At 74.2% G+C, this 18,959-nt stretch carries 16 protein-coding genes; 15 read left to right on the top strand and 1 reads right to left on the bottom strand.

Translation table 11 applies throughout. The features are described from left to right. The 8 genes from PYV61_RS07160 to PYV61_RS07125 all read left to right on the top strand — a co-directional run. The coding region (locus tag PYV61_RS07160; protein WP_275829826.1) for a hypothetical protein at positions 1-183 on the top strand (183 nt) is incomplete at its 5' end. Continuing rightward, positions 180-1,853, top strand: a complete 1,674-nt coding sequence (hutU, locus tag PYV61_RS07155) for a urocanate hydratase (protein ID WP_275829823.1) — start codon at positions 180-182, stop codon at positions 1,851-1,853. The genes PYV61_RS07160 and hutU, both read left to right, overlap by 4 nt. Positions 1,854-1,922: 69 nt before the next feature. Further along, complete coding sequence (locus PYV61_RS07150; RefSeq protein WP_275829821.1) at positions 1,923-2,924, top strand: radical SAM protein; 1,002 nt, start codon at positions 1,923-1,925, stop codon at positions 2,922-2,924. Next, positions 2,921-4,303, top strand: a complete 1,383-nt coding sequence (hutI, locus tag PYV61_RS07145; RefSeq protein ID WP_275829819.1) for an imidazolonepropionase — start codon at positions 2,921-2,923, stop codon at positions 4,301-4,303. Before PYV61_RS07150 ends, hutI begins: the two co-directional genes overlap by 4 nt. Continuing rightward, positions 4,303-6,180 (top strand): tetratricopeptide repeat protein, encoded by a 1,878-nt coding sequence (locus PYV61_RS07140; RefSeq protein WP_275829818.1) that lies wholly within the window; start codon positions 4,303-4,305, stop codon positions 6,178-6,180. The genes hutI and PYV61_RS07140 overlap by 1 nt, the downstream gene beginning before the upstream one ends. Then, a complete protein-coding gene (locus tag PYV61_RS07135; protein ID WP_275829816.1) occupies positions 6,177-7,181 on the top strand; it encodes a polyprenyl synthetase family protein in 1,005 nt (334 codons plus the stop codon). Before PYV61_RS07140 ends, PYV61_RS07135 begins: the two co-directional genes overlap by 4 nt. Positions 7,182-7,189: 8 nt before the next feature. Then, positions 7,190-7,474 carry a DUF4321 domain-containing protein gene (locus PYV61_RS07130; protein WP_275829814.1) on the top strand — a complete coding sequence of 95 codons (285 nt, stop codon included), beginning with the start codon at positions 7,190-7,192 and terminating at the stop codon, positions 7,472-7,474. A gap of 9 nt (positions 7,475-7,483) precedes the next feature. Continuing rightward, the gene (locus PYV61_RS07125) at positions 7,484-7,753 is read left to right on the top strand and encodes a twin-arginine translocase TatA/TatE family subunit (protein WP_275829812.1); all 270 of its coding nucleotides are present in this window, start codon (positions 7,484-7,486) and stop codon (positions 7,751-7,753) included. 69 nt (positions 7,754-7,822) lie between these two features. Here PYV61_RS07125 and PYV61_RS07120 read toward each other — a convergent pair whose 3' ends face one another. Then, positions 7,823-9,655 (bottom strand): peptidyl-prolyl cis-trans isomerase, encoded by a 1,833-nt coding sequence (locus PYV61_RS07120; RefSeq protein WP_275829810.1) that lies wholly within the window; start codon positions 9,653-9,655, stop codon positions 7,823-7,825. 266 nt (positions 9,656-9,921) lie between these two features. Here PYV61_RS07120 and PYV61_RS07115 point away from each other — a divergent pair, with 266 nt between their 5' ends. From PYV61_RS07115 to PYV61_RS07085, 7 genes are all read left to right on the top strand, one after another. After that, complete coding sequence (locus tag PYV61_RS07115) at positions 9,922-11,910, top strand: tetratricopeptide repeat protein (RefSeq protein WP_275829808.1); 1,989 nt, start codon at positions 9,922-9,924, stop codon at positions 11,908-11,910. Further along, the gene (gene aroQ, locus PYV61_RS07110) at positions 11,907-12,362 is read left to right on the top strand and encodes a type II 3-dehydroquinate dehydratase (protein ID WP_275829806.1); all 456 of its coding nucleotides are present in this window, start codon (positions 11,907-11,909) and stop codon (positions 12,360-12,362) included. Before PYV61_RS07115 ends, aroQ begins: the two co-directional genes overlap by 4 nt. Beyond that, complete coding sequence (locus PYV61_RS07105) at positions 12,355-13,446, top strand: Xaa-Pro peptidase family protein (protein ID WP_275829804.1); 1,092 nt, start codon at positions 12,355-12,357, stop codon at positions 13,444-13,446. Before aroQ ends, PYV61_RS07105 begins: the two co-directional genes overlap by 8 nt. A gap of 109 nt (positions 13,447-13,555) precedes the next feature. After that, positions 13,556-14,071 carry an acetyl-CoA carboxylase biotin carboxyl carrier protein gene (gene accB / locus PYV61_RS07100; RefSeq protein WP_345785221.1) on the top strand — a complete coding sequence of 172 codons (516 nt, stop codon included), beginning with the start codon at positions 13,556-13,558 and terminating at the stop codon, positions 14,069-14,071. A gap of 2 nt (positions 14,072-14,073) precedes the next feature. After that, complete coding sequence (gene accC / locus PYV61_RS07095; RefSeq protein WP_275829800.1) at positions 14,074-15,474, top strand: acetyl-CoA carboxylase biotin carboxylase subunit; 1,401 nt, start codon at positions 14,074-14,076, stop codon at positions 15,472-15,474. After that, on the top strand, positions 15,474-16,220 hold the full coding sequence (locus PYV61_RS07090) for a 2-phosphosulfolactate phosphatase (protein WP_275829798.1): 747 nt from the start codon (positions 15,474-15,476) through the stop codon (positions 16,218-16,220). The genes accC and PYV61_RS07090 overlap by 1 nt, the downstream gene beginning before the upstream one ends. 81 nt (positions 16,221-16,301) lie before the next feature. After that, positions 16,302-18,824, top strand: coding sequence for a DNA translocase FtsK (locus PYV61_RS07085; RefSeq protein WP_275829796.1), 2,523 nt, complete (start codon positions 16,302-16,304; stop codon positions 18,822-18,824). Positions 18,825-18,959: the final 135 nt, after the last annotated feature.

Raw genomic sequence — 18,959 nt, 5'->3', positions numbered from 1 at the left:
GCGCGCACCGCGGCGTGCGTCGCGGCGACGCACGCCGCGGTGCGCGCGCTCGTCCCCCCGCTCGACGGCGACCGCCCGCCGTCCCCCGACGTGCGCCGCCTCGCCGACGCCGTCGTCGCAGGCCGCTTCGTCCCGGACGCGGCGCGCCCCCTCGACTCGCTGCTGACGGAGGTGTACGCGTGAGCGCCCCGACCGTGACCCCGCCGGCCGCGCCGGTCGTGCGCGCGCCCCGCGGCGCCCAGCTGTCCTGCAAGGGGTGGGAGCAGGAGGCGGCGCTGCGCATGCTGATGAACAACCTCGACCCCGAGGTCGCCGAGCGCCCCGATGACCTCGTCGTGTACGGCGGGACGGGGAAGGCCGCGCGCAGCTGGCCGGCGTTCGACGCCATCGTCGCGGCGCTGCGGGCGCTCGAGTCGGACGAGACGCTGGTGGTGCAGAGCGGGAAGCCGGTGGCGGTGCTGCGCACGCACGCCGCCGCGCCGCGGGTGCTCATCGCCAACTCGAACCTCGTGCCGCGCTTCGCGACCTGGGACGAGTTCCGCCGGCTGGAGGCGCTCGGGCTGACGATGTACGGGCAGATGACCGCCGGGTCGTGGATCTACATCGGCTCGCAGGGGATCGTGCAGGGGACGTACGAGACCTTCGGCGCGGTGGCCGACCGCCACTTCGGCGGGTCGCTCGCCGGGCGCCTCGTCGTCACGGCGGGGCTGGGCGGGATGGGCGGCGCGCAGCCGCTCGCCGCGACGATGAACGGCGCCGCGATCCTCGGCGTCGAGGTCGACGAGGCGCGCATCGACAAGCGGCTCGCCACCGGCTACTGCGACCGGAAGGCGTACGGCCTCGACGAGGCGCTGGCGCTGCTCGACGCGGCGCGGCGCGCCGGCACCGCGCTGTCGGTCGGCCTGGTGGGGAACGCCGCCGAGGTGCTGCCGGAGCTGGTGCGGCGGGGCGTGGTCCCCGACGTCGTCACCGACCAGACGAGCGCGCACGACATGCTGCACGGCTACGTGCCGGCGGGGCTGTCGCTCGCCGAGGCGGCGGCGCTGCGGGCCGACGACCCGGCGGAGTACGTGCGGCGGTCGACGGAGAGCGCGGTGCGCCACGTGCGCGCGATGCGCGACATGCAGCGCGCCGGCGCGGTGGCGTTCGACTACGGCAACAACGTGCGCACGGTGGCGTTCGACGCCGGGCTGGCCGACGCCTTCGAGATCCCGGGCTTCGTCCCGGAGTACATCCGCCCGCTCTTCTGCGAGGGGAAGGGGCCGTTCCGGTGGGTCGCGCTCTCGGGCGATCCGGCCGACATCCACCGCACCGACACGCTGGCGCTCGAGCTGTTCCCGCACGACGCGGGGCTGCGGCGCTGGCTGACGCTGGCGCGCGAGCGGATCCACTTCCAGGGGCTCCCGGCGCGCATCTGCTGGCTGGGGCAGGGGGACCGCGCGCGCTTCGGCCTCGCGCTCAACGACCTGGTGGCGCGCGGCGAGCTCTCGGCGCCGATCGTGATCGGGCGCGACCACCTCGACACGGGGAGCGTCGCGTCGCCCTTCCGCGAGACCGAGGGGATGCGCGACGGCAGCGACGCGATCGCCGACTGGGCGGTGCTGAACGCGCTGGTGAACGTCGCCAGCGGCGCGTCGTGGGTGTCGTTCCACCACGGCGGCGGCGTCGGCATCGGCAACTCGCTGCACGCGGGGCAGGTGATCGTCGCCGACGGCTCCGCGCTCGCGCGCGAGCGGCTGCAGCGCGTCCTGACCAACGACCCGGGGATGGGCGTGGCGCGGCACGCGGACGCGGGCTACCCCGAGGCGGTCGCGGCGGCGCGGCGGCACGGCCTCAACCTTCCGATGCTCTGACGGCTGCGGGCCGTGGGCTGCGGGTTCCGAATCCGCAGCCCGCAGTCCGCGGCGTCCGGCGGACTCCGCATGCTCTCCTCCAAGTTCAAGCCCTACCACGTCCCCCTCTTCCTCGGCAAGTACGCCTGGCTCAAGGCGCGCCGCCGCCCGGTGCTCGTGCACTTCGAGGTCACGATGCGCTGCAACGCGCGCTGCGGCTTCTGCGACTACTGGAAGACGCCGGCCGAGGCGAAGAAGGACGAGCTGAAGAGCTTCGCCGACGCGGCGCGGCACTTCGACCCGATGCTCGTGACGTGGACGGGCGGCGAGCCGCTGCTGCGGCGCGACCTCGAGGACCTCGTGGCCGCGGTCGACCGCGCGGTCCGCCTCAAGTACGTCACGCTCATCACGCACGGCGGGATGCTGACGCCGGAGCGCGCGCGGTCGCTGTGGGACGCGGGGATCCACCAGTTCAACATCTCGCTCGACTACCTCGACGGGCGCCACGACGTCGCGCGCGGGATCCCGGGGCTCACCGAGAAGATCTTCCGCACGGTCGAGGCGATGCGGGCCGGCGGGATCGACAACGTGCGGTTCAACACCGTGCTGAAGGACGACAACCTCGACCAGATCCTCCCCATCGTGCGGCGCGCCGAGGAGATGGGGTGCGGCGTCAACCTGAGCGTCTACACCGACGCCAAGAACGGGAACACGTCGCACCTGCTCGGCGAGGCCCAGCACCGCGAGATCGACGACCTGGTGGCGCGCCTGCTCGCCTTCAAGCGGCGGCGGCGCGGCGTCGTCACCAACTCCGACTACTACCTCGAGCAGATCCCCCGCTACGTGCGCGGGCAGATGACCGAGCCGTGCCGCAGCGGGATCGACACGATCCACGTGAGCCCCACCGGCGGCGTGCGGCGGTGCCCCGACTTCCCGACCGACTTCCACTGGTCGGAGTACAGGCGATACGAGCCGATCGCCTGCAACGACTGCTACTACGCCTGCCGCGGCGAGGCGCAGGCGCCGATCCGCATCGCCTCGCGCGTGCGTGACGTGATGGGGACGACCCGGACGCCGGCGGGCGTCGCGTGAGCGGGGAGCGTCGAGCGGGGAGCGTCGGGCGTCCAGAGGGCGATCCGCTCGACGCCCGACGCTCGACGCTGCTCTTCGTCGGCGCCGCCCAGGTCGTGACGTGTGCGGGGCCGGCGCGGGCGCGGCGCGGCGGCGAGATGCGCGACTGCGGCGTGGCGCCCGCGGGGACGGCGGTGGCGGTCGACGGCGGGCGCGTGACCGAGGCGGGGTCGCTCGCCGAGCTGGAGGCGCGCTTCGCGGACGCCGAGCGCGTGGACTGCGGGGGGCGGCTGCTCACCCCGGGGCTCGTGGACTCGCACACGCACGCGATCTTCGGCCGGCCGCGGCACGCCGAGCAGGAGATGCGGGCGATGGGGCTGCCGTATATGGAGATCGCCGCGCGCGGCGGCGGGATCCACGCGTCGGTGCGCGACCTGCGCGGGCGCACGGAGGACGAGCTGGTCGCGCTGGCGCTGCCGCGGCTGCGGCGGATCGCGGCGCACGGCACGACGACGGTGGAGGTGAAGTCGGGGTACGGCCTCACGCTGGAGGACGAGCTCAAGACACTGCGCGCCATCCGGCGCCTGCAGGCACTGCTGCCGCTGCGGCTCGTCCCCACGTGGCTCGGGGCGCACGAGATCCCGCAGGAGGCGCGGGCGCGCGGCGACGCGGGGCGGCGCGAGTACCTGCGGCTGCTGGTGCACGAGATGCTGCCGGCCGTGGCGGGGGAGGGGCTGGCGCGATTTGCTGACGTTTTCTGCGAGCCGGGCGTCTATACCGTGGCGGAGAGCCGCGTGCTGCTGGAGGCCGCCCGCGAGGCGGGCCTCGGTCTCAAGCTGCACGCCGACGAACTGCAGACGTCCGGCGCGGCGGAGCTGGCCGTCGCCCTGGGGGCCGCGAGCGCGGACCACCTGGCGGCGGTGAGCGACGACGGCGTGCGGGCGCTCGCGGGCGGCGGCACCGTGGCGACCCTCCTCCCCGGGACCATGCTCTTCCTGGGGAGCGCGCGGCAGGCGCCCGCGCGCACGCTCGTCGACGCGGGGGCCGCGGTGGCGCTCGCGTCGGACTTCAACCCGGGGACCAGCCCCACCGTCAACTTCCCGCTGGTGCTCACCCTCGCCGTCAGCCAGCTCCGCCTGACCGCCGCCGAGGCGGTCGTGGGGGCCACCGTGAACGGCGCCGCCGCCCTCGCCCTCGCCGGCGACGTCGGGCAGCTGGCGCCGGGCTTCCGGGCGGACCTGGCGCTGTTCGACGCCGAGGACGTGCGCGAGCTGCCGTACTGGTACGGCGACCGGCGCTGCCGGGGGACGTGGGTGGACGGGGTCGCGTGTCACCCGTACGAGGCCGCGGCGCACCACGCGTCCGGGCTCCCGCTCCCCACGGCTTCCCCGACCCGTTGATGTCCGCGCTCGCCAAGATCAAGAAGCAGGCGGCCCAGCTCGAGCACGACCGCCAGTACGACAAGGCGCTCGCCCTCTACACGCGCCTGCTCGACGAGTCGCCGGACCCGGACGACGACATCGACGTCGCGCTGTACAACCGCGCCGGCGACGTCGCGCTGCGCGCGGGCGACCTCGGACGCGCGGTCACGTACTACGAGCGCGCGCTCGATCTCTACGCGGCCGGCGGCTTCCTGAACAACGCGATCGCCCTCGGCGCCAAGATCCTGCGCCAGGCGCCCGAGCGCGCGGCCACGCACTACACGTTGGGCGTCCTGCACGCGAAGAAGGGGTTCCGCAGCGACGCGCGGCAGCACTTCCTGACGTACGCCGAGCGGATGCAGCGCGCGGGGCAGGGCGCCGAGGTCGCGCGCAGCCTCGCCGACTACGTGGTGCTGTGCGACGGCGCCGCCGACGCCCGCAGCGGGCTGGCCGCGCACCTGGCCACCGGGGCTTCGCGCCCGGCCGACCTGTCGGGGAAGCTGCAGGAGCTGCTGGAGCAGGCGCTGCGCGCCGCCGGGCAGCTGGACGGGGCCGAGGACGGCGGGCGCTCGGCCGGCCGCGCCGCCGCGGCCGGCGACCTGGTGTTCCTCGACCTCGACGCGGCCGCGATCGAGGCCTCCGCGCAGTCGGCGTCCCCGGCCGCGCCCGCGCCGCTGGAGCTGGTCCCGGTGGCCGCGTTCGACGAGCCGCTGGACCTGCTGACCGACGCGGAGCCCGAGATCGCCGTGGCCACCGGCGCGGCCTCCGAGGGCGCGCACCCGCTCGACTCGCTCCCCGGCGAGCTGCCGCCGCTGGCCCCGTCGATGGTCGCGCTCGAGGTCGGGGAGGAGGCGGTCGAGGCGAGCGCCGCGGACGCCGCCGACGATCTGCAGGTGGACGTGCCGCTGTTCGCCGACGCCCCGGCGGACGAGCCCGACCGGCTCGACGACGTCGCCGAGCTCGACCTGGGGTCGGTCGGGCCGACGCTCGAGTTCCTGCCGGCCGACGACCCGCTCCCGACGCCGGTCGCGGACGACCGATCGGAAGACGCGTCGTACGGGACGACGTTCGACCTCGACCTGGACGTCGTGCAGGAGCACGGCGAGCCGCCGGCGTTCGCGCCCCTCGCCGTCGAGTCGCTCGCGGTCGAGCCCCCTGCCTACGAGCAGACGTACGAGCCGCCCGTGCTGGAGCTGACCTCCGACGACCTCGTCAGCGCGGGGCCGGTGGACGTCGAGCCGTTGGAGCTGGAGCCGCTGCCCGCCGTCGCGCTCCCCCCGGCGCCCGCGCCGGTCGCGGCCGAGTCGTCCGACGGGCTCGACCTGGGCGCCTGGCTGCGCGAGAGCGAGCCCGCGCCCAGCACGCGGCTGGTGGCGCCGACGCTCCCCACCACCGGGGACGAGCAGGCCGACTTCCAGGCGACGCTCGACGCGTTCAAGGCGGGGATCGCCCGCAGTCTGGAGGACGCCGACTTCGACGCCCACTACGACCTGGGCGTGGCGTACAAGGAGATGGGGCTGCTGGAGGAGGCGATCGGGGAGTTCCAGAAGGCGGCGCGCGCGCCGGGCCGCCCCTGGCGGGCGCTGGAGTCGCTGGCGTCGTGCTTCCTCGAGCGTGGGGAACCGGAGCTGGTGCTGTCGACGCTCACTCCGGTGACGGCGGGGCTGGCCGGTCCGGCGCCGGCGACCTCGGAGGCACCGCAGCACGTCGCGTTGTGCTACCTTCTGGGGGCGGCGTCGCAGGAGGTCGGGCGCGCGGAGGACGCGCGCGCCTGGTACCTGAGGGTGCTGGCCACGGACTACGGCTTCCGCGACGCCGCCGCACGCCTCGCCTCGCTCTCACCCCCAGCCAGATGACCGTGTCCGCGCGCTCCCGCGCCGACGTCTCCGCCGCCCTCCACGACATCCAGGCCCCCGTCCGCGACCGCCTCGACCGAGTGTCGGGGGAGATGTCGCGCATCGTGGCGGCCGACCTCCCGATCGTCGCCGAGGTGAACCGTCACCTCGCGGCGATGAAGGGGAAGATGTTCCGGCCGACGCTGGTGCTGCTGTCGAGCGCGGTGGACGAGACGCCCGAGGAGCGCGCGGTCCCGCTGGCGGCGACGCTCGAGGTGCTGCACCTCGCGACGCTGGTGCACGACGACGCGGTCGACCACTCGGTCCTGCGCCGCGGGATGCCGACGATCAACGCCCTGTTCAGCCACCAGGTGAGCGTGATCATGGGCGACCTGCTCTACGCCCGCGCCCTCACCGAGATCGTGCGGCTGAACGACTGGGACGTCGCCCGCGTCTTCGCCGAGGCGTCCACGACGATGACGCTGGGCGAGCTCCGCCAGCTCGGCGCCCTCGACGCCCTGGCGTTCTCCGAGGACGACTACGACGCGCTGATCCGCGCCAAGACGGCGTCGCTCTTCCGCGCCGCCTGCGAGCTGGGCGCCCTGAGCGGCGCGCGCGCCCACCGCGACGCGCTGGTGCGCTACGGCGAGCGGCTGGGGATGGCGTTCCAGGTGCAGGACGACCTGCTCGACTACACCGAGGGGCAGGAGGTCACCGGCAAGCCGTCGGGGCTCGACCTGCGCGAGCACAAGGTCACCCTCCCCCTCATCGCGGCGCTGCGTACCATGCGCCCGTCGCAGCGGAAGGTGGTCGAGGCGCTGTTCGCCGCCGCGACGCCCGACGACCGCCAGGTCCAGGACGTGGTCGCGCTGGTGGTGGAGCACGGGGGGCTGGAGTACGCGCGCCGCCGCGGCGACCAGTTCGCGCGCGAGGCCGAGGAGGCGCTGGCCGACCTCCCCGAGACCCCGTTCCGCGCCGCGCTCGTCGACGCGATCGGGTACGTCATGGACCGCCGCTGGTAGGACGGAGTATGGCCACGCGCAGCCCCTCGTCCCGCCGCCGCCCGCGGTTCCACGCCGCCGTGCTCGCGGCGGGCTTCGTCGCCGGCGGCCTGCTCACCCAGGTCGCCAGGCGGTTCCTCCCCCCGGGCTCGGTGAAGGAGTTCCTGACGACCGGCGTCACGCCGTCGCTGGGCCCGCTCCCGATCGACCTGGTTATATTGAAGCTCGCCATCGGACCGATCGCGCTGGACGTATCGCTTCTGAGCCTCGTCGGCGTCCTTCTCGCGTATCTCATTGCCCGGTCGCTCTTCTAGGAGACCGTCATGTTCAGCAACATCGGCCTGCCCGAGATCCTGATCATCCTCCTCATCGTCCTGATCCTGTTCGGGGCGAAGCGGATCCCGGAAGTCGCCGGGTCGCTCGGGAAGGGGATCAACGAGTTCAAGCGCAACATGAGCGAGGCGCAGCGCGCGATCACGGAGCCGCCGCGCGACGAGACGCGCAGCATCGGCGCCGAGCGCGACGTACCGCGCCCCACGCCGGCCACCCCCGAAGAGGAGGAGGCCCGCCAGCCCAAGCGCCTGCTGGGCTGATCGGTCGGACGAACGAAGAGGGGGCCGCGTCCCGAAGGACGCGGCCCCCTCTTCTCGTGCCGTCTCGACTCAGCTGGCCGCCTGGCGGCGCTGGGCCGCGACGACTTCCTTGCGGTTGTCCTCGAGCTTCGCCTGCTCGCGCAGCCCGGTCAGGTACTCGCGCACGCGCTGCTGCCGCGCGACCTGCGTCGCCTGCTGCCGCTGCGCCGACTTCTGCGCGGTCCACGCGCCCTTGTCGGCGTTCACGCGCTGGTCGACGCGGAGCACCACCACCGCGTCGCGCGAGACGACCGGGGCGCCGATCTGCCCGACGGGCACCGCGAAGGCGGCGCCGTGGGCGGCGGTGAACTGGCCGAGCCCCGGCACCAGCGACGTGCGCGTGAACATCGGCGTCGTCCCCAGCTCGACGCCGGGCGTCGCCTGCGCGGTCGCCTCGAAGCCCTTCTCGCGCGCGGCCTTCGCGAACGCCTCGGCGCGCGGCACCAGCTGCTCGAGCTTCTTCTCGCGCGCCAGGCGGCGGCGGATCTCCTCGCGCACCTCGGCGACCGGCGGCGTGCCGCCCGGCGTCAGCGAGTCGAGGCGCGCCAGGTAGTACGCGTCGGGCGAGTCGTACAGGTCGCTCGTCTCGCCGACGCTCGCCCCGCCGAACGCCCACGCGCTCACGCTCGGGACGTAGCGGCCGCTGACGCTCAGCGGCTCGTTCTCGATGGCGACCACCTGCGACTTCTGCAGCTGGTACTTCGCGGCCGCGGCGTCGAAGCGGCGCACGCCCTCGTTCGCCTCGGCGGCCGCGGCGTCCTTCGCCAGCGCGTCGGCGACGCGGTCGGTGCGCGCGGCGCTGGAGTCGCTCTGCCCGATGCGCACGAGGATGTGGCGCACGTCGAGCGTGTCGCCCTGCCGCGCGTCCACCTTGATGAGGTGGTAGCCGAACGGCGTCAGCACCGGCTGCGACACCTCGCCGACCGGGAGCGCGAACGCCGCGTTCTCGAACTCGGCGACGAAGCGCCCCTTCGGGCCCTTGCCGAGCGAGCCGCCCTGCGCGCCCGAGCCGCTGTCCGCCGACTCGCGGCGCGCGACGTCCTCGAACTTCGCGCCGCCGACGATCTCCTGGCGCAGCGCCGCGGCGCGCTCGCGCGCGGCGACGCTGTCCTCGCCGGTGACCGCGCGCGGGATGCTCACGACCGACACCACGGCGCGCCCCGGCCGCTCGAACGACTTGCGGTTGCGCTCGTAGTACGCCGACACCTCGGCGTCCGAGATCTTCACCGCGGAGTCGGGGATGAGCTCGGGGCGGAAGGCCGCGAACGTCACGCGCGCCGAGTCGTGCGAGTCCTGCCACATCGCCCACAGGCGGGCGTCGGACAGGTACACGTCGCTGGCGACCTGCGAGTAGAGCTTCTGCTTCGGGATCTCGCTGCGGTAGTACTGCTCGAGGTACTGGAGCAGCCCCTGCGCCTTGGCGGCCGGGTTGGCGAGGAAGCGGCGGTACTTGTCGGGGTCGAACTGCCCCTCGGTCTGCAGCTCCGGGTTCTGGAGCAGCTCGGGCGGCGGCGACGTCTGCGCGGCCTGGATGATCTCGGCGTCGCTGACCTGGATCCCGCGGCGGTCGAGCTCCTGTCGGACCAGGCGGTCGTTCACGAGGTCGTCGAACACCGCCTGCTCCAGCTGCTGCCGCTCGTCGAGCGAGAGGCCGCGGCCGAGCCGCTGGCTCTCCTGCTGCTCCCGGACCTGGACGGCCCGGAAGTAGTCCGTCGCCAGGATGTCCTCGCCGTTCACCTCCGCGATCGAGGTGTTCGAGGTGATGACGTCGCGGTTGAGCAGCCCGGACGTCTCGACCAGCAGAAAGCCGCCGACGAAGGCGACGATCAGGATGATCCAGACGTACTTCGCGGCGCTCCGCATCGTTTGCAGCACGAGCGTGACTCCTGGCGGGAAGCGGACGGGGGATGTGCGGCGGGCCCGCCGGCGCGGGGCGCGGGCGGTCGGGGGCGGGGAACAGCCGCGCAAACTACCGGGCGGCGGCGGCTAAAGGCAAGGGAACGCGCGACTTCGGGGCTCCGCTCGCGTTGACGCTGGTCGCCGCCGCCGTGTATCTTCTCCCGCCGCCCGCCGATACCCGGAGGCAGGGGCGCGCGTTCCGCGGGCCCATTCCGAACGCCGACCGCTCCATGGCCGACACCGACCGGCTCGCCGAACTCGAACGGAAGTTCGCGGAGAACCCGCGCCGCTACTTCGCCCCGCTGGCGAACGAGTTCCGGAAGCACGGGGAGCTGGCCGCCGCGGTCCAGCTGTGCCGCGACCAGCTGGCGCGCTTCCCGGGGCACATGAGCGGCTACGTCGTGCTCGGGCAGGCGCTCTACGAGTCGCGCCGCCCGGAGGAGGCGCGCGACGCCTTCGTCAAGGCGCTCGATCTCGACCCGGAGAACCTGATCGCCCTCCGGCACCTGGGCGACATCGCCCGCGACGCCGGGGACGGGAGCGCGGCGCGCGCGTGGTACCAGCGCGTGCTGGAGGCCGACCCGCGCAACGACGACATCGCCGCGCAGCTGGAGCGGCTGTCGCCCGCCGCCCGCATGGCGCCCCCGGCGCCGGTCGCGCAGCCGGCGGCGTTCGTCCCCCCGCCGCCCCCGCCGCCGCCGGTCGAGCCGCTGGAGTGGTCCACGCTCGACCTCGACCTGCCGGGCGCGTCGCCGGACATCGAGGCCGCGGTGGAGGTCGACGTGCAGGCGGAGGCCGCGCCGGAGCCGGAGCCCGAGATCCGGTCGATCGAGGCGCCCGGGCTCCTCGACGTGGACCTCGAGGAGCTCGGACTCGGGCCCGTTCGCTCCCCGGCGATCGAAGAGGAGGTTGCCGAACTCCCGGTCGAGCCGGCGCGCGAGGCGGAGGTCGAGGATGCGCCCGCGGTCGTGGCGTGGGACGAGTTCCTCCCCGAGCTGCCTGCCGGGTCGGAGGGGGAGCCGGACGCGCCCGACCTCGGGCCGGTCGAGCGCGAGGGGGAATCGGATTCGTCGGATGCTTCGAATGCTTCGGATGAGACGGATCCGTTGCATCCGTACGATCCGATTCCGGCAGTTGCCCTCGCTCCGGTCGACGTGGACTCCGACGCCACCATCGCCGAGCGGGAAGAGACGGAGGTCGAGCGCGCGGTCGACTTCAGCGAGGAGTCGTCGTTCGAGCCGGTCGAGCTGACGCTGGAGGAGGAGCCGGTCGCCGAGGCCCCGCCTGCTGACACCGAAACGCCGGCCGTCGACGCGGACGAGCTCGTCGAGACGCAGCCCGAGCCGCCCTACGATCCGGTCGTGGGGCTCGACCTGCCGCCGGTCGAGGTGGAGGAGGAACCCGCACCCGTAGCCGCGTTCGAGCCGGTCGACGCGGAGCCCGTGCCCGAGACCGAGCCGTCGGGGAGCGTGCCCTCGGCCGCGTTCATGACCGAGACCATGGCGGAGCTGCTCCTGCGGCAGGGGCACCGCGGCGAGGCGCTGGAGGTCTACGACCGGTTGCTGGTCCAGCGGCCGGACGACGCCGAGCTGCGGGACCGGGTCTCCGCGCTGCGCGAGGAGCCCGAGCCCGAGTCGACGGCGGGCGCCTTCTTCGCGTCGCTCGTGGGCGCAGCGGCGCCGACCGTGGAGCCCGAGCCGGAGCCGGCGCCGGAGGAGCGCGCGTCGATCGACGCGGCCGCGGAGGTCGCGGTCGTCGGGATGCTCGCCGGCCCCGCGGACGCCGACGACCAGGCGGCGGCCGACCGGCTGGCCGGCGGGTTCGAGGCGGCGGACGACGACGCGACGCTGCTGGTCGCGCTGGCGGAGCGCGGGGCGGCGTCGGCGGCCGCCGCGCCCCCGCCTCCTCCGGTTCCCGCGGCGCCGGCCGCCGAGCCGGCGCGTGCCGAGGAGCCCCCGTACGGGCTGCAGGAGTTCTCGTTCGAGCGCTTCTTCGTCGGGTTGGAGGAGGCGCCGGCGCCGTCCACCGGCGACGCCCCCGCGCCGATCCCCCCGGTCGACGACTCGTGGGACTTCTCGGGCGCGCCCGCCGCGTCGCGGACGCCGACGCCGGCCTCGCCCGCGACGGCGGTCCAGCCGGCGCCCCCCGCGCCCGACCCGGCGGACGACGACGACCTCGCCCAGTTCAACGCGTGGCTCAAGGGGTTGATGCAGCCGTGAGGATCGCCGTCCTCAACGGGCCCAACCTCAACCTCCTCGGCCGGCGCGAGCCCGCCCTGTACGGCCGCGAGACGCTGGCCGACGTCGAGGCGCGCCTGCGCGCCGTCGGCGCCGAGCTGGGGGTCGAGGTCGAGTGCGCGCAGCGCAACGGCGAGGGCGAGCTGGTCGACGTCGTGCATGGGCTGGCCGGTCGCGCCGACGGCGCCATCGTCAACGCCGGCGCCTACAGCCACACCAGCCTCGCCATCCGCGACGCGCTTGTGGGCGTCTCGCTCCCCTTCGTCGAGGTGCACGTGACCAACGTCTACGCGCGCGAGCCGGTGCGGCGGCACTCGATGCTCGCCGAGGCCGCCGAGGGGGTGGTCTGCGGGCTGGGGACGCTCGGCTACGAGCTCGCGCTGCGCGGGCTGGTCGCGCGGCTGCGGGCGCGCGCGGAGTCGGCGGGTGGCTGACGCCCGCCCGGCCCGGCTGGCCGCCCTCGTCGCGGCGATGCAGCAGGCGCACCTGGACGCGCTGCTGGTCACGGGCCTTCCCAACGTCCGCTACCTGACCGGGTTCGCCGGGAGCAGCGCGCTCCTGCTGGTGACGCACCGCGGCGAGGCCGTGCTGGTCACCGACTTCCGCTACCAGACCCAGGCCCCCGAGCAGGTCGGCGAGCTGGCTCGCGTGGTCATCGAGGAGCAGAGCCTCTGGGCGGGGCTCTGGCAGCAGCTGGCGCAGCTCCCGCACGTCGCCGTGGTCGGGTTCGAGAGCGCGCACCTGCTGCACCGCGACTTCCAGCGCCTGCTCGACGGCGGGGCGCGGTGGACGTGGCGGCCGAGCGCCGACCTGGTCGAGCGGCTGCGGGAGCGCAAGGACGCCGACGAGGTGCGGCGGATCCGCGACGCCGGCGCCGTGGCGGTGCGGGCGCTGGAGCGGACCCTCGCGGAGGTGCGCCCGGGGCTGACCGAGCTGACCGTCGCCGGGATCCTCGAGCGGGCGCTGCGCGAGGCTGGTAGCGAGGGGTTCCCCTTCGAGACCATCGTCGCCAGCGGGGAGCGGGCGGCGCTCCCGCACGCCCGGGCGGCGTCGCGCGAGCTGCGGCGGGGGGACCTCCTGCTCATCGACTTCGGGGCGATCGTCGAGGGGTACTGCGCCGACGTCACCCGGACCGTGGTCGTGGGGAAGGCCGACGACCGGCAGCGGGACGTCTACGAGGTGGTCCGGGCGGCCAACGCGCTGGCCAGCGCGCAGGTGCGGGCCGGGCAGTCGGGGCGGGATGCCGACGCCCTGGCCCGCGACTACATTGACGGGCGCGGCTTCGGCGACGCCTTCGGGCACAGCCTCGGCCACGGGATCGGGCTGGAGGTGCACGAGGCCCCGCGACTGGCGCGGTCGGCCGAGGCGACGCTCCCGCCCGATTCGGTCGTGACCATCGAGCCCGGGATCTACCTGCCCGGATGGGGGGGCGTGCGCATCGAGGACGACGTGCACCTCTCGCCGGACGGGCCGGCGGTCCTGACGCACTTCACACGGGAGCTCCTCGAGCTCCCCTGACGACTACGCGCGATCGCGCCTCGCGGATGGGCCACGACCCCGCCGCGCGGCGCGGTCGCGTTCCGCCGCCCGACGGCGCGACGCGGCGCCCACCCTCCACCGTCCCATGATCGATCTCCGCTACGTCAAGAAGCTCATCGAGATGCTCGACGGCTCGTCCGTCGACAGCATCGAGATCTCCTCGGACAAGGGGATGAAGCTCCGCATCTCGAAGACGCCGCAGCAGCGGGGGGCGCTGCAGGTCGCGGCGCCGGTGCAGATGCCGGCGCTGATGGCGCCGGTCCCGCCGGCCGCCGGGCGCCCGACGCCCGCGGAGGGGCTGTCGACGATCCTCGAGCCGCGCGACGAGCCGCCGGCGCGCCCCGAGGCGCCCAAGAGCAAGGGGCTGGAGATCAAGTCGCCGATGGTCGGCACCTTCTACGCGTCGGCCGAGCCGGGGGCGAAGCCGTACGTCAGCGCCGGGCAGCGCATCGCCAAGGGGCAGGTCGTCTGCATCATCGAGGCGATGAAGATCATGAACGAGATCGAGAGCGAGTACGACGGCGTCGTCACCGAGGTCCTCGCCGAGAACTCGCACCCGGTCGAGTACGGCCAGGTGCTGTTCCGCATCGACCCGAACGGCTGATCGTGTTCAAGAAAGTCCTCATCGCGAACCGCGGCGAGATCGCGCTCCGCGTCATCCGCGCCTGCCGCGAGCTCGGCGTGCAGACGGTGGCGGTGTACTCGGAGGCCGACCGCGAGAGCCTGCACGTGCGCTTCGCCGACGACGACGTGTGCATCGGCCCGGCGTCGTCGCGCGAGTCGTACCTGAACATCCCGCGCATCATCGCCGCCGCCGAGATCACCGGCGCCGACGCGATCCACCCGGGGTACGGCTTCCTGGCGGAGAACGCGGAGTTCGCGGAGACGTGCGCGGCCAGCAACATCACGTTCATCGGCCCGACCGCGCAGCAGATCCGCGTGATGGGCGACAAGGCGGCGGCGCGCCGCGCGATGATGGACGTGGGCGTCCCGGTGGTCCCGGGCACCCCGGGGCCGGTCGAGGACGCGGACGAGGCGCTGGTCTTCGCGCAGGAGATCGGCTTCCCCGTCATCATCAAGGCGGCGGCCGGCGGGGGCGGGAAGGGGATGCGCGTGGCCAACGACGCCGACGACTTCGCCCGCTCGTTCCAGCTCGCGCGCTCCGAGGCGCTGTCGGCGTTCGGCAACGGCGACGTGTACGTCGAGAAGTACCTCACGCGCCCGCGCCACGTCGAGTTCCAGATCCTCGGCGACTCGCACGGCAACGTGATCCACCTGGGGGAGCGCGACTGCTCGGTGCAGCGCCGCCACCAGAAGCTGGTGGAGGAGGCGCCCTGCCCGGTGATGACGCCGGAGCTGCGGGCCGCGATGGGCGACGCCGCGGTCAAGGGCGCCAAGGCGATCGACTACGTCGGCGCCGGCACGATCGAGATGCTGCTGAACGAGGACGGGTCGTTCTACTTCATGGAGATGAACACCCGCATCCAGGTCGAGCACCCGGTCACGGAGATGCTCACCGGGGTGGACCTCGTGAAGGAGCAGATCCGCGTGGCGGCCGGCGAGGCGATGCTGGTGACCGAGCTGCCGCCGCTGCGCGGGCACGTGATCGAGTGCCGCGTGAACGCCGAGGACCCGGCGCGCAACTTCCAGCCGTCGCCGGGGCACATCAGCACCTTCCACCCGCCCGGCGGGCCGGGGGTGCGCCTCGACACGCACGTCTACGCGGGGTACACGGTCCCGCCGTTCTACGACTCGCTCGTCGCGAAGGTCATCGTGCAGGGGAGCACGCGCGAGGAGGCGATGAAGCGCATGCAGCTGGCGCTCGAGACGTTCGTGATCGAGGGCGTCTCGACGACGATGCCGTTCCTCGCCCGCGTGATGCAGCACCCGCAGTTCATGGCGGGGGACGTCGACACGAAGTGGCTGGAGCGGGAGTTCGAGCGGCTGCGCGCGGAGCTGCAGCGACCCGACGCGCACGCGCACGGCGGCCCCGCGCGGGAGCCGTAGTGCGGCTGGACGTCGTCTTCGGCGCCCCCTCCCTCGCCGCCGGCGAGCTGGCGGGGCGGGTGGTCGCCGTGATCGACGTCCTGCGCGCGTCGACGACGATCGCCACCGCGCTCGCCAACGGCGCGCGCAGCATCGTGCCGCTCGAGAGCAGCGACGAGGTCGTGCTGCGCTCCAAGCAGTTCGAGCGCCGCGAGGTGAAGCTGGCCGGCGAGCGGCGCATGCTCCCCGTGCCGGGCTTCGACCTCGGCAACTCGCCGCGCGAGTACACGCGCGAGGCGGTCGAGGGGCGGACCATCCTGTTCTCGACCACGAACGGGACGCCGGCGCTCCTGGCGACGCAGGGCGCGCGTGACGTGATCGTCGCCTCGTACGTCAATCTCAAGGCCTCGCTCGCCTTCCTGCGGGCGGCGGCCCGCGGCGGGGCGGACGTCTCGATCATCTGCGCCGGCCGCGAGCGCCACTTCGCGCTCGAGGACGCCGCCTGCGCGGGACGGCTCGTGCGTGGGCTGATGCGCCGCCGGCCGGACGTGGTGCTCAACGACGCCGCGCAGGCGAGCGTCCTGCTCGACCGGCGGTACGGGGAGCGCCTCGACCTGCTGTTCGCCGACGCGGTGCACGGGCGCGCGCTCGCCGAGGCGGGGTTCGCGGCCGACCTCGACGCCTGCGCGGCCGTCGACGCGTGCAGCGTCGTCGCGGTCTACTACGATCGTCAGATCACGAAGCTGGGGCCGGGCTGGGAGCGCTGACGCGCGACCGCCGGGCGGGGGACGGACGGTGGAGTCGGTGCAGTCGATGCAGTCGGTGAACGGCGGAGGACACCCGTGGGCGTGAGAGCGGCGATCGGAACGCAGCCCGGAGACCCGGAGCTGGAGCCCCCGCGCGCGCCGCGGCGCCGCGCGGCCGAGCCGGCCGCGGCCGCCGAGCCGGACGTGCGCGCGGAGCACCGCCGCGCCCGCTGGCAGGACGCGCGCGCCCTCGGGCTGCTGGCGCTCGCCCTCTTCCTGGGCGGGGTCCTGCTCTCCGCCGCCTGGAACGCGCTCACCGGCGGCGAGGGCGGCGACTCCGTCCGCGGCCCGTTCGGCGTGATCGGCACCTGGGTCGCGACGCCGCTGCTCACCCTCCTCGGCTGGACGGGCGCGCTCTTCCTGCCGTTCGCGCCGCTCGCGCACGCGCTGCGCCGCTTCGGGCAGCTGAGCCAGCGCGACGACCGCAACCTGCTCCTCCTGCTCGGCGGCTGCGCGCTGCTGATGCCGATCGTCGTCGCACTGGCGTTCGACGTCGGGACCGACACGAACCTCGCCGTCGGGCTGTGGGGCGGGATGGTCGCGTTCTACGCCGTGAAGGGGTTCGGGACCTTCGGCGCGTGGCTGCTGGTGGTGCTGGCGGCGTGCGTGCTGACGGTGTTGGCGCTGGCGTGGAACCCGGTGCGCGCCCTGCTCGCCGGCCGCCCGCAGGAGCCGGCCGCCGCCGCGCTGGCCGACGAGGACGAGGCGGCGGGCGCGGTCGGACCCGCGCCGCGCCGCCGCAGGAAGAAGCCCGCCGAGGACCTCGCCGTCGCGCTGGAGCCGGCGCCGGAGGAGATGCCGGCGCTCGACCCCGTCGTGGTCGCGCAGAAGCTCGCCACGCCCCCCGCCGCCGTCGCCGCGCAGGCGCCGGCGGCCGACGAGGCCGCGCGGAAGGCCCGGCGCACGAAGGCCGAGACGCGCGCCGACTCGGACGCCGCCGCGGTGACGCGCCTCGCCGCCGAGATGCAGGCCGCCGACGCCTCCGCGGAGACGCTGGCCGAGCGCCCGCCGAAGGGGCTGCTCGCCGAGGCGCCGCCGCGCAACGCGGAGGTCGGCCGCCGCGAGCTCGACGCCGCCGCGCAGCGGCTGGAGGAGGTGCTGCGCACCTTCAAGATCGACGGGCGGATCACCGGGCGGACGGTCGGCCCCACGGTCACGCAGTTCGAGTACGAGCCGGCGGCGGGGGTCAAGGTGCGCCAGATCGCCTCGCTCTCCGACGACCTCGCGCTGGCGATGCGCGCGCCGAGCATCCGCATCGTCGCGCCGATCCCCGGGAAGGGCGCCGTCGGCATCGAGGTGCCGAACGCGACGCGCGAGATGGTCGTGTTCCGCGAGCTGGTCGAGAGCACGGAGTTCGACCAGGCGAAGGCGGCGCTCCCGATCGCACTCGGCAAGGACCTCGAGGGGAAGCCGGTCGTCGCCGACCTGGCGAAGATGCCGCACCTGCTGATCGCCGGCGCGACCGGCGCGGGCAAGTCGGTGGCGGTGAACACGATCATCACGTCGCTGATCTACCGGCACACCCCGGAGACGCTGCGCTTCCTGATGGTCGACCCGAAGATGGTCGAGCTGTCGGTGTACAACGACCTGCCGCACATGCGGCACAAGGTCATCACCGACAGCAAGGACGCCGCCTCGGTGCTCAAGTGGGCGCTGCTCGAGATGGAGGAGCGCTACGAGCTGCTGGCCGCGAACGGCTGCCGCAACCTGCAGGACTTCAACCGTCGGGCGCGCGACGGCTCGCCGCTGCTGAAGCCGCGCAACCCCGAGGTGGCGTTCGAGGACCGCACGTACACGAAGGGCGCGCTGCCGTACATCGTCGTCATCATCGACGAGATGGCGGACCTGATGATGACGGTGCAGGGGGAGGTCGAGACGCCGATCGCGCGGCTCGCGCAGAAGGCGCGCGCCATCGGCATCCACCTGATCATCGCCACGCAGCGCCCGAGCGTGAACGTCATCACGGGGCTCATCAAGGCGAACTTCCCGAGCCGGATCGCGTTCCGCGTCGCCTCGCAGGTGGACAGCCGCACGATCCTCGACGGCGTGGGCGCGGAGACGCTGCTCGGCAACGGCGACATGCTGTTCATCCCGCCCGGGAAGAGCGAGCCTTCGCGCCTCCAGGGCGCGTTCCTGTCCAGCGAGGAGACGGAGCGCCTCATGGACTGGTACCGCGACCGGAAGGCCGGGACGTCGTCGGCGGCGCGCGAGCTGGCCGAGGCGATCGACCAGGCGCAGGCGGCGGACGAGGAGGACATCCTCGAGGTCGTGCGCAGGCGCGAGGCGATCGCCGCCGGCGACGCGTCGGGCGACGACGGCGCCGCCGACGGGGAGCGCGACAAGCTGTTCTTCGAGGCCGCCGAGGTGTGCATCCAGAACCAGGGCGGCTCGACCTCGCTGCTGCAGCGGCGCCTCAAGATCGGCTACGGCCGCGCGGCCCGCGTCATCGACCAGCTGCACCTGGCGGGGATCCTCGGGCCGCCGGACGGGTCCAAACCACGCGACGTCCTCGTCGGGATCGAGGACCTCCCCCGCTTCGTCGGCGGGGGGCACGCCCGCGACTGACGGGCGCCTCCGCGTTCCGATACGTTCCCGGCCTACCTCTCCAGGAGTTCCGCATGTCCACGTCCCTCCGCCGCGCCGCGATCGCCGCCGCCGTCCTCGCCGCCCCCGCCGCGCTGGCGGCGCAGGCCGCGACGA

The organism is Roseisolibacter sp. H3M3-2 (assembly GCF_029211165.1).
Lineage (GTDB): Bacteria > Gemmatimonadota > Gemmatimonadetes > Gemmatimonadales > Gemmatimonadaceae > Roseisolibacter.
This window is presented reverse-complemented; position numbering and strand designations above follow the sequence as displayed.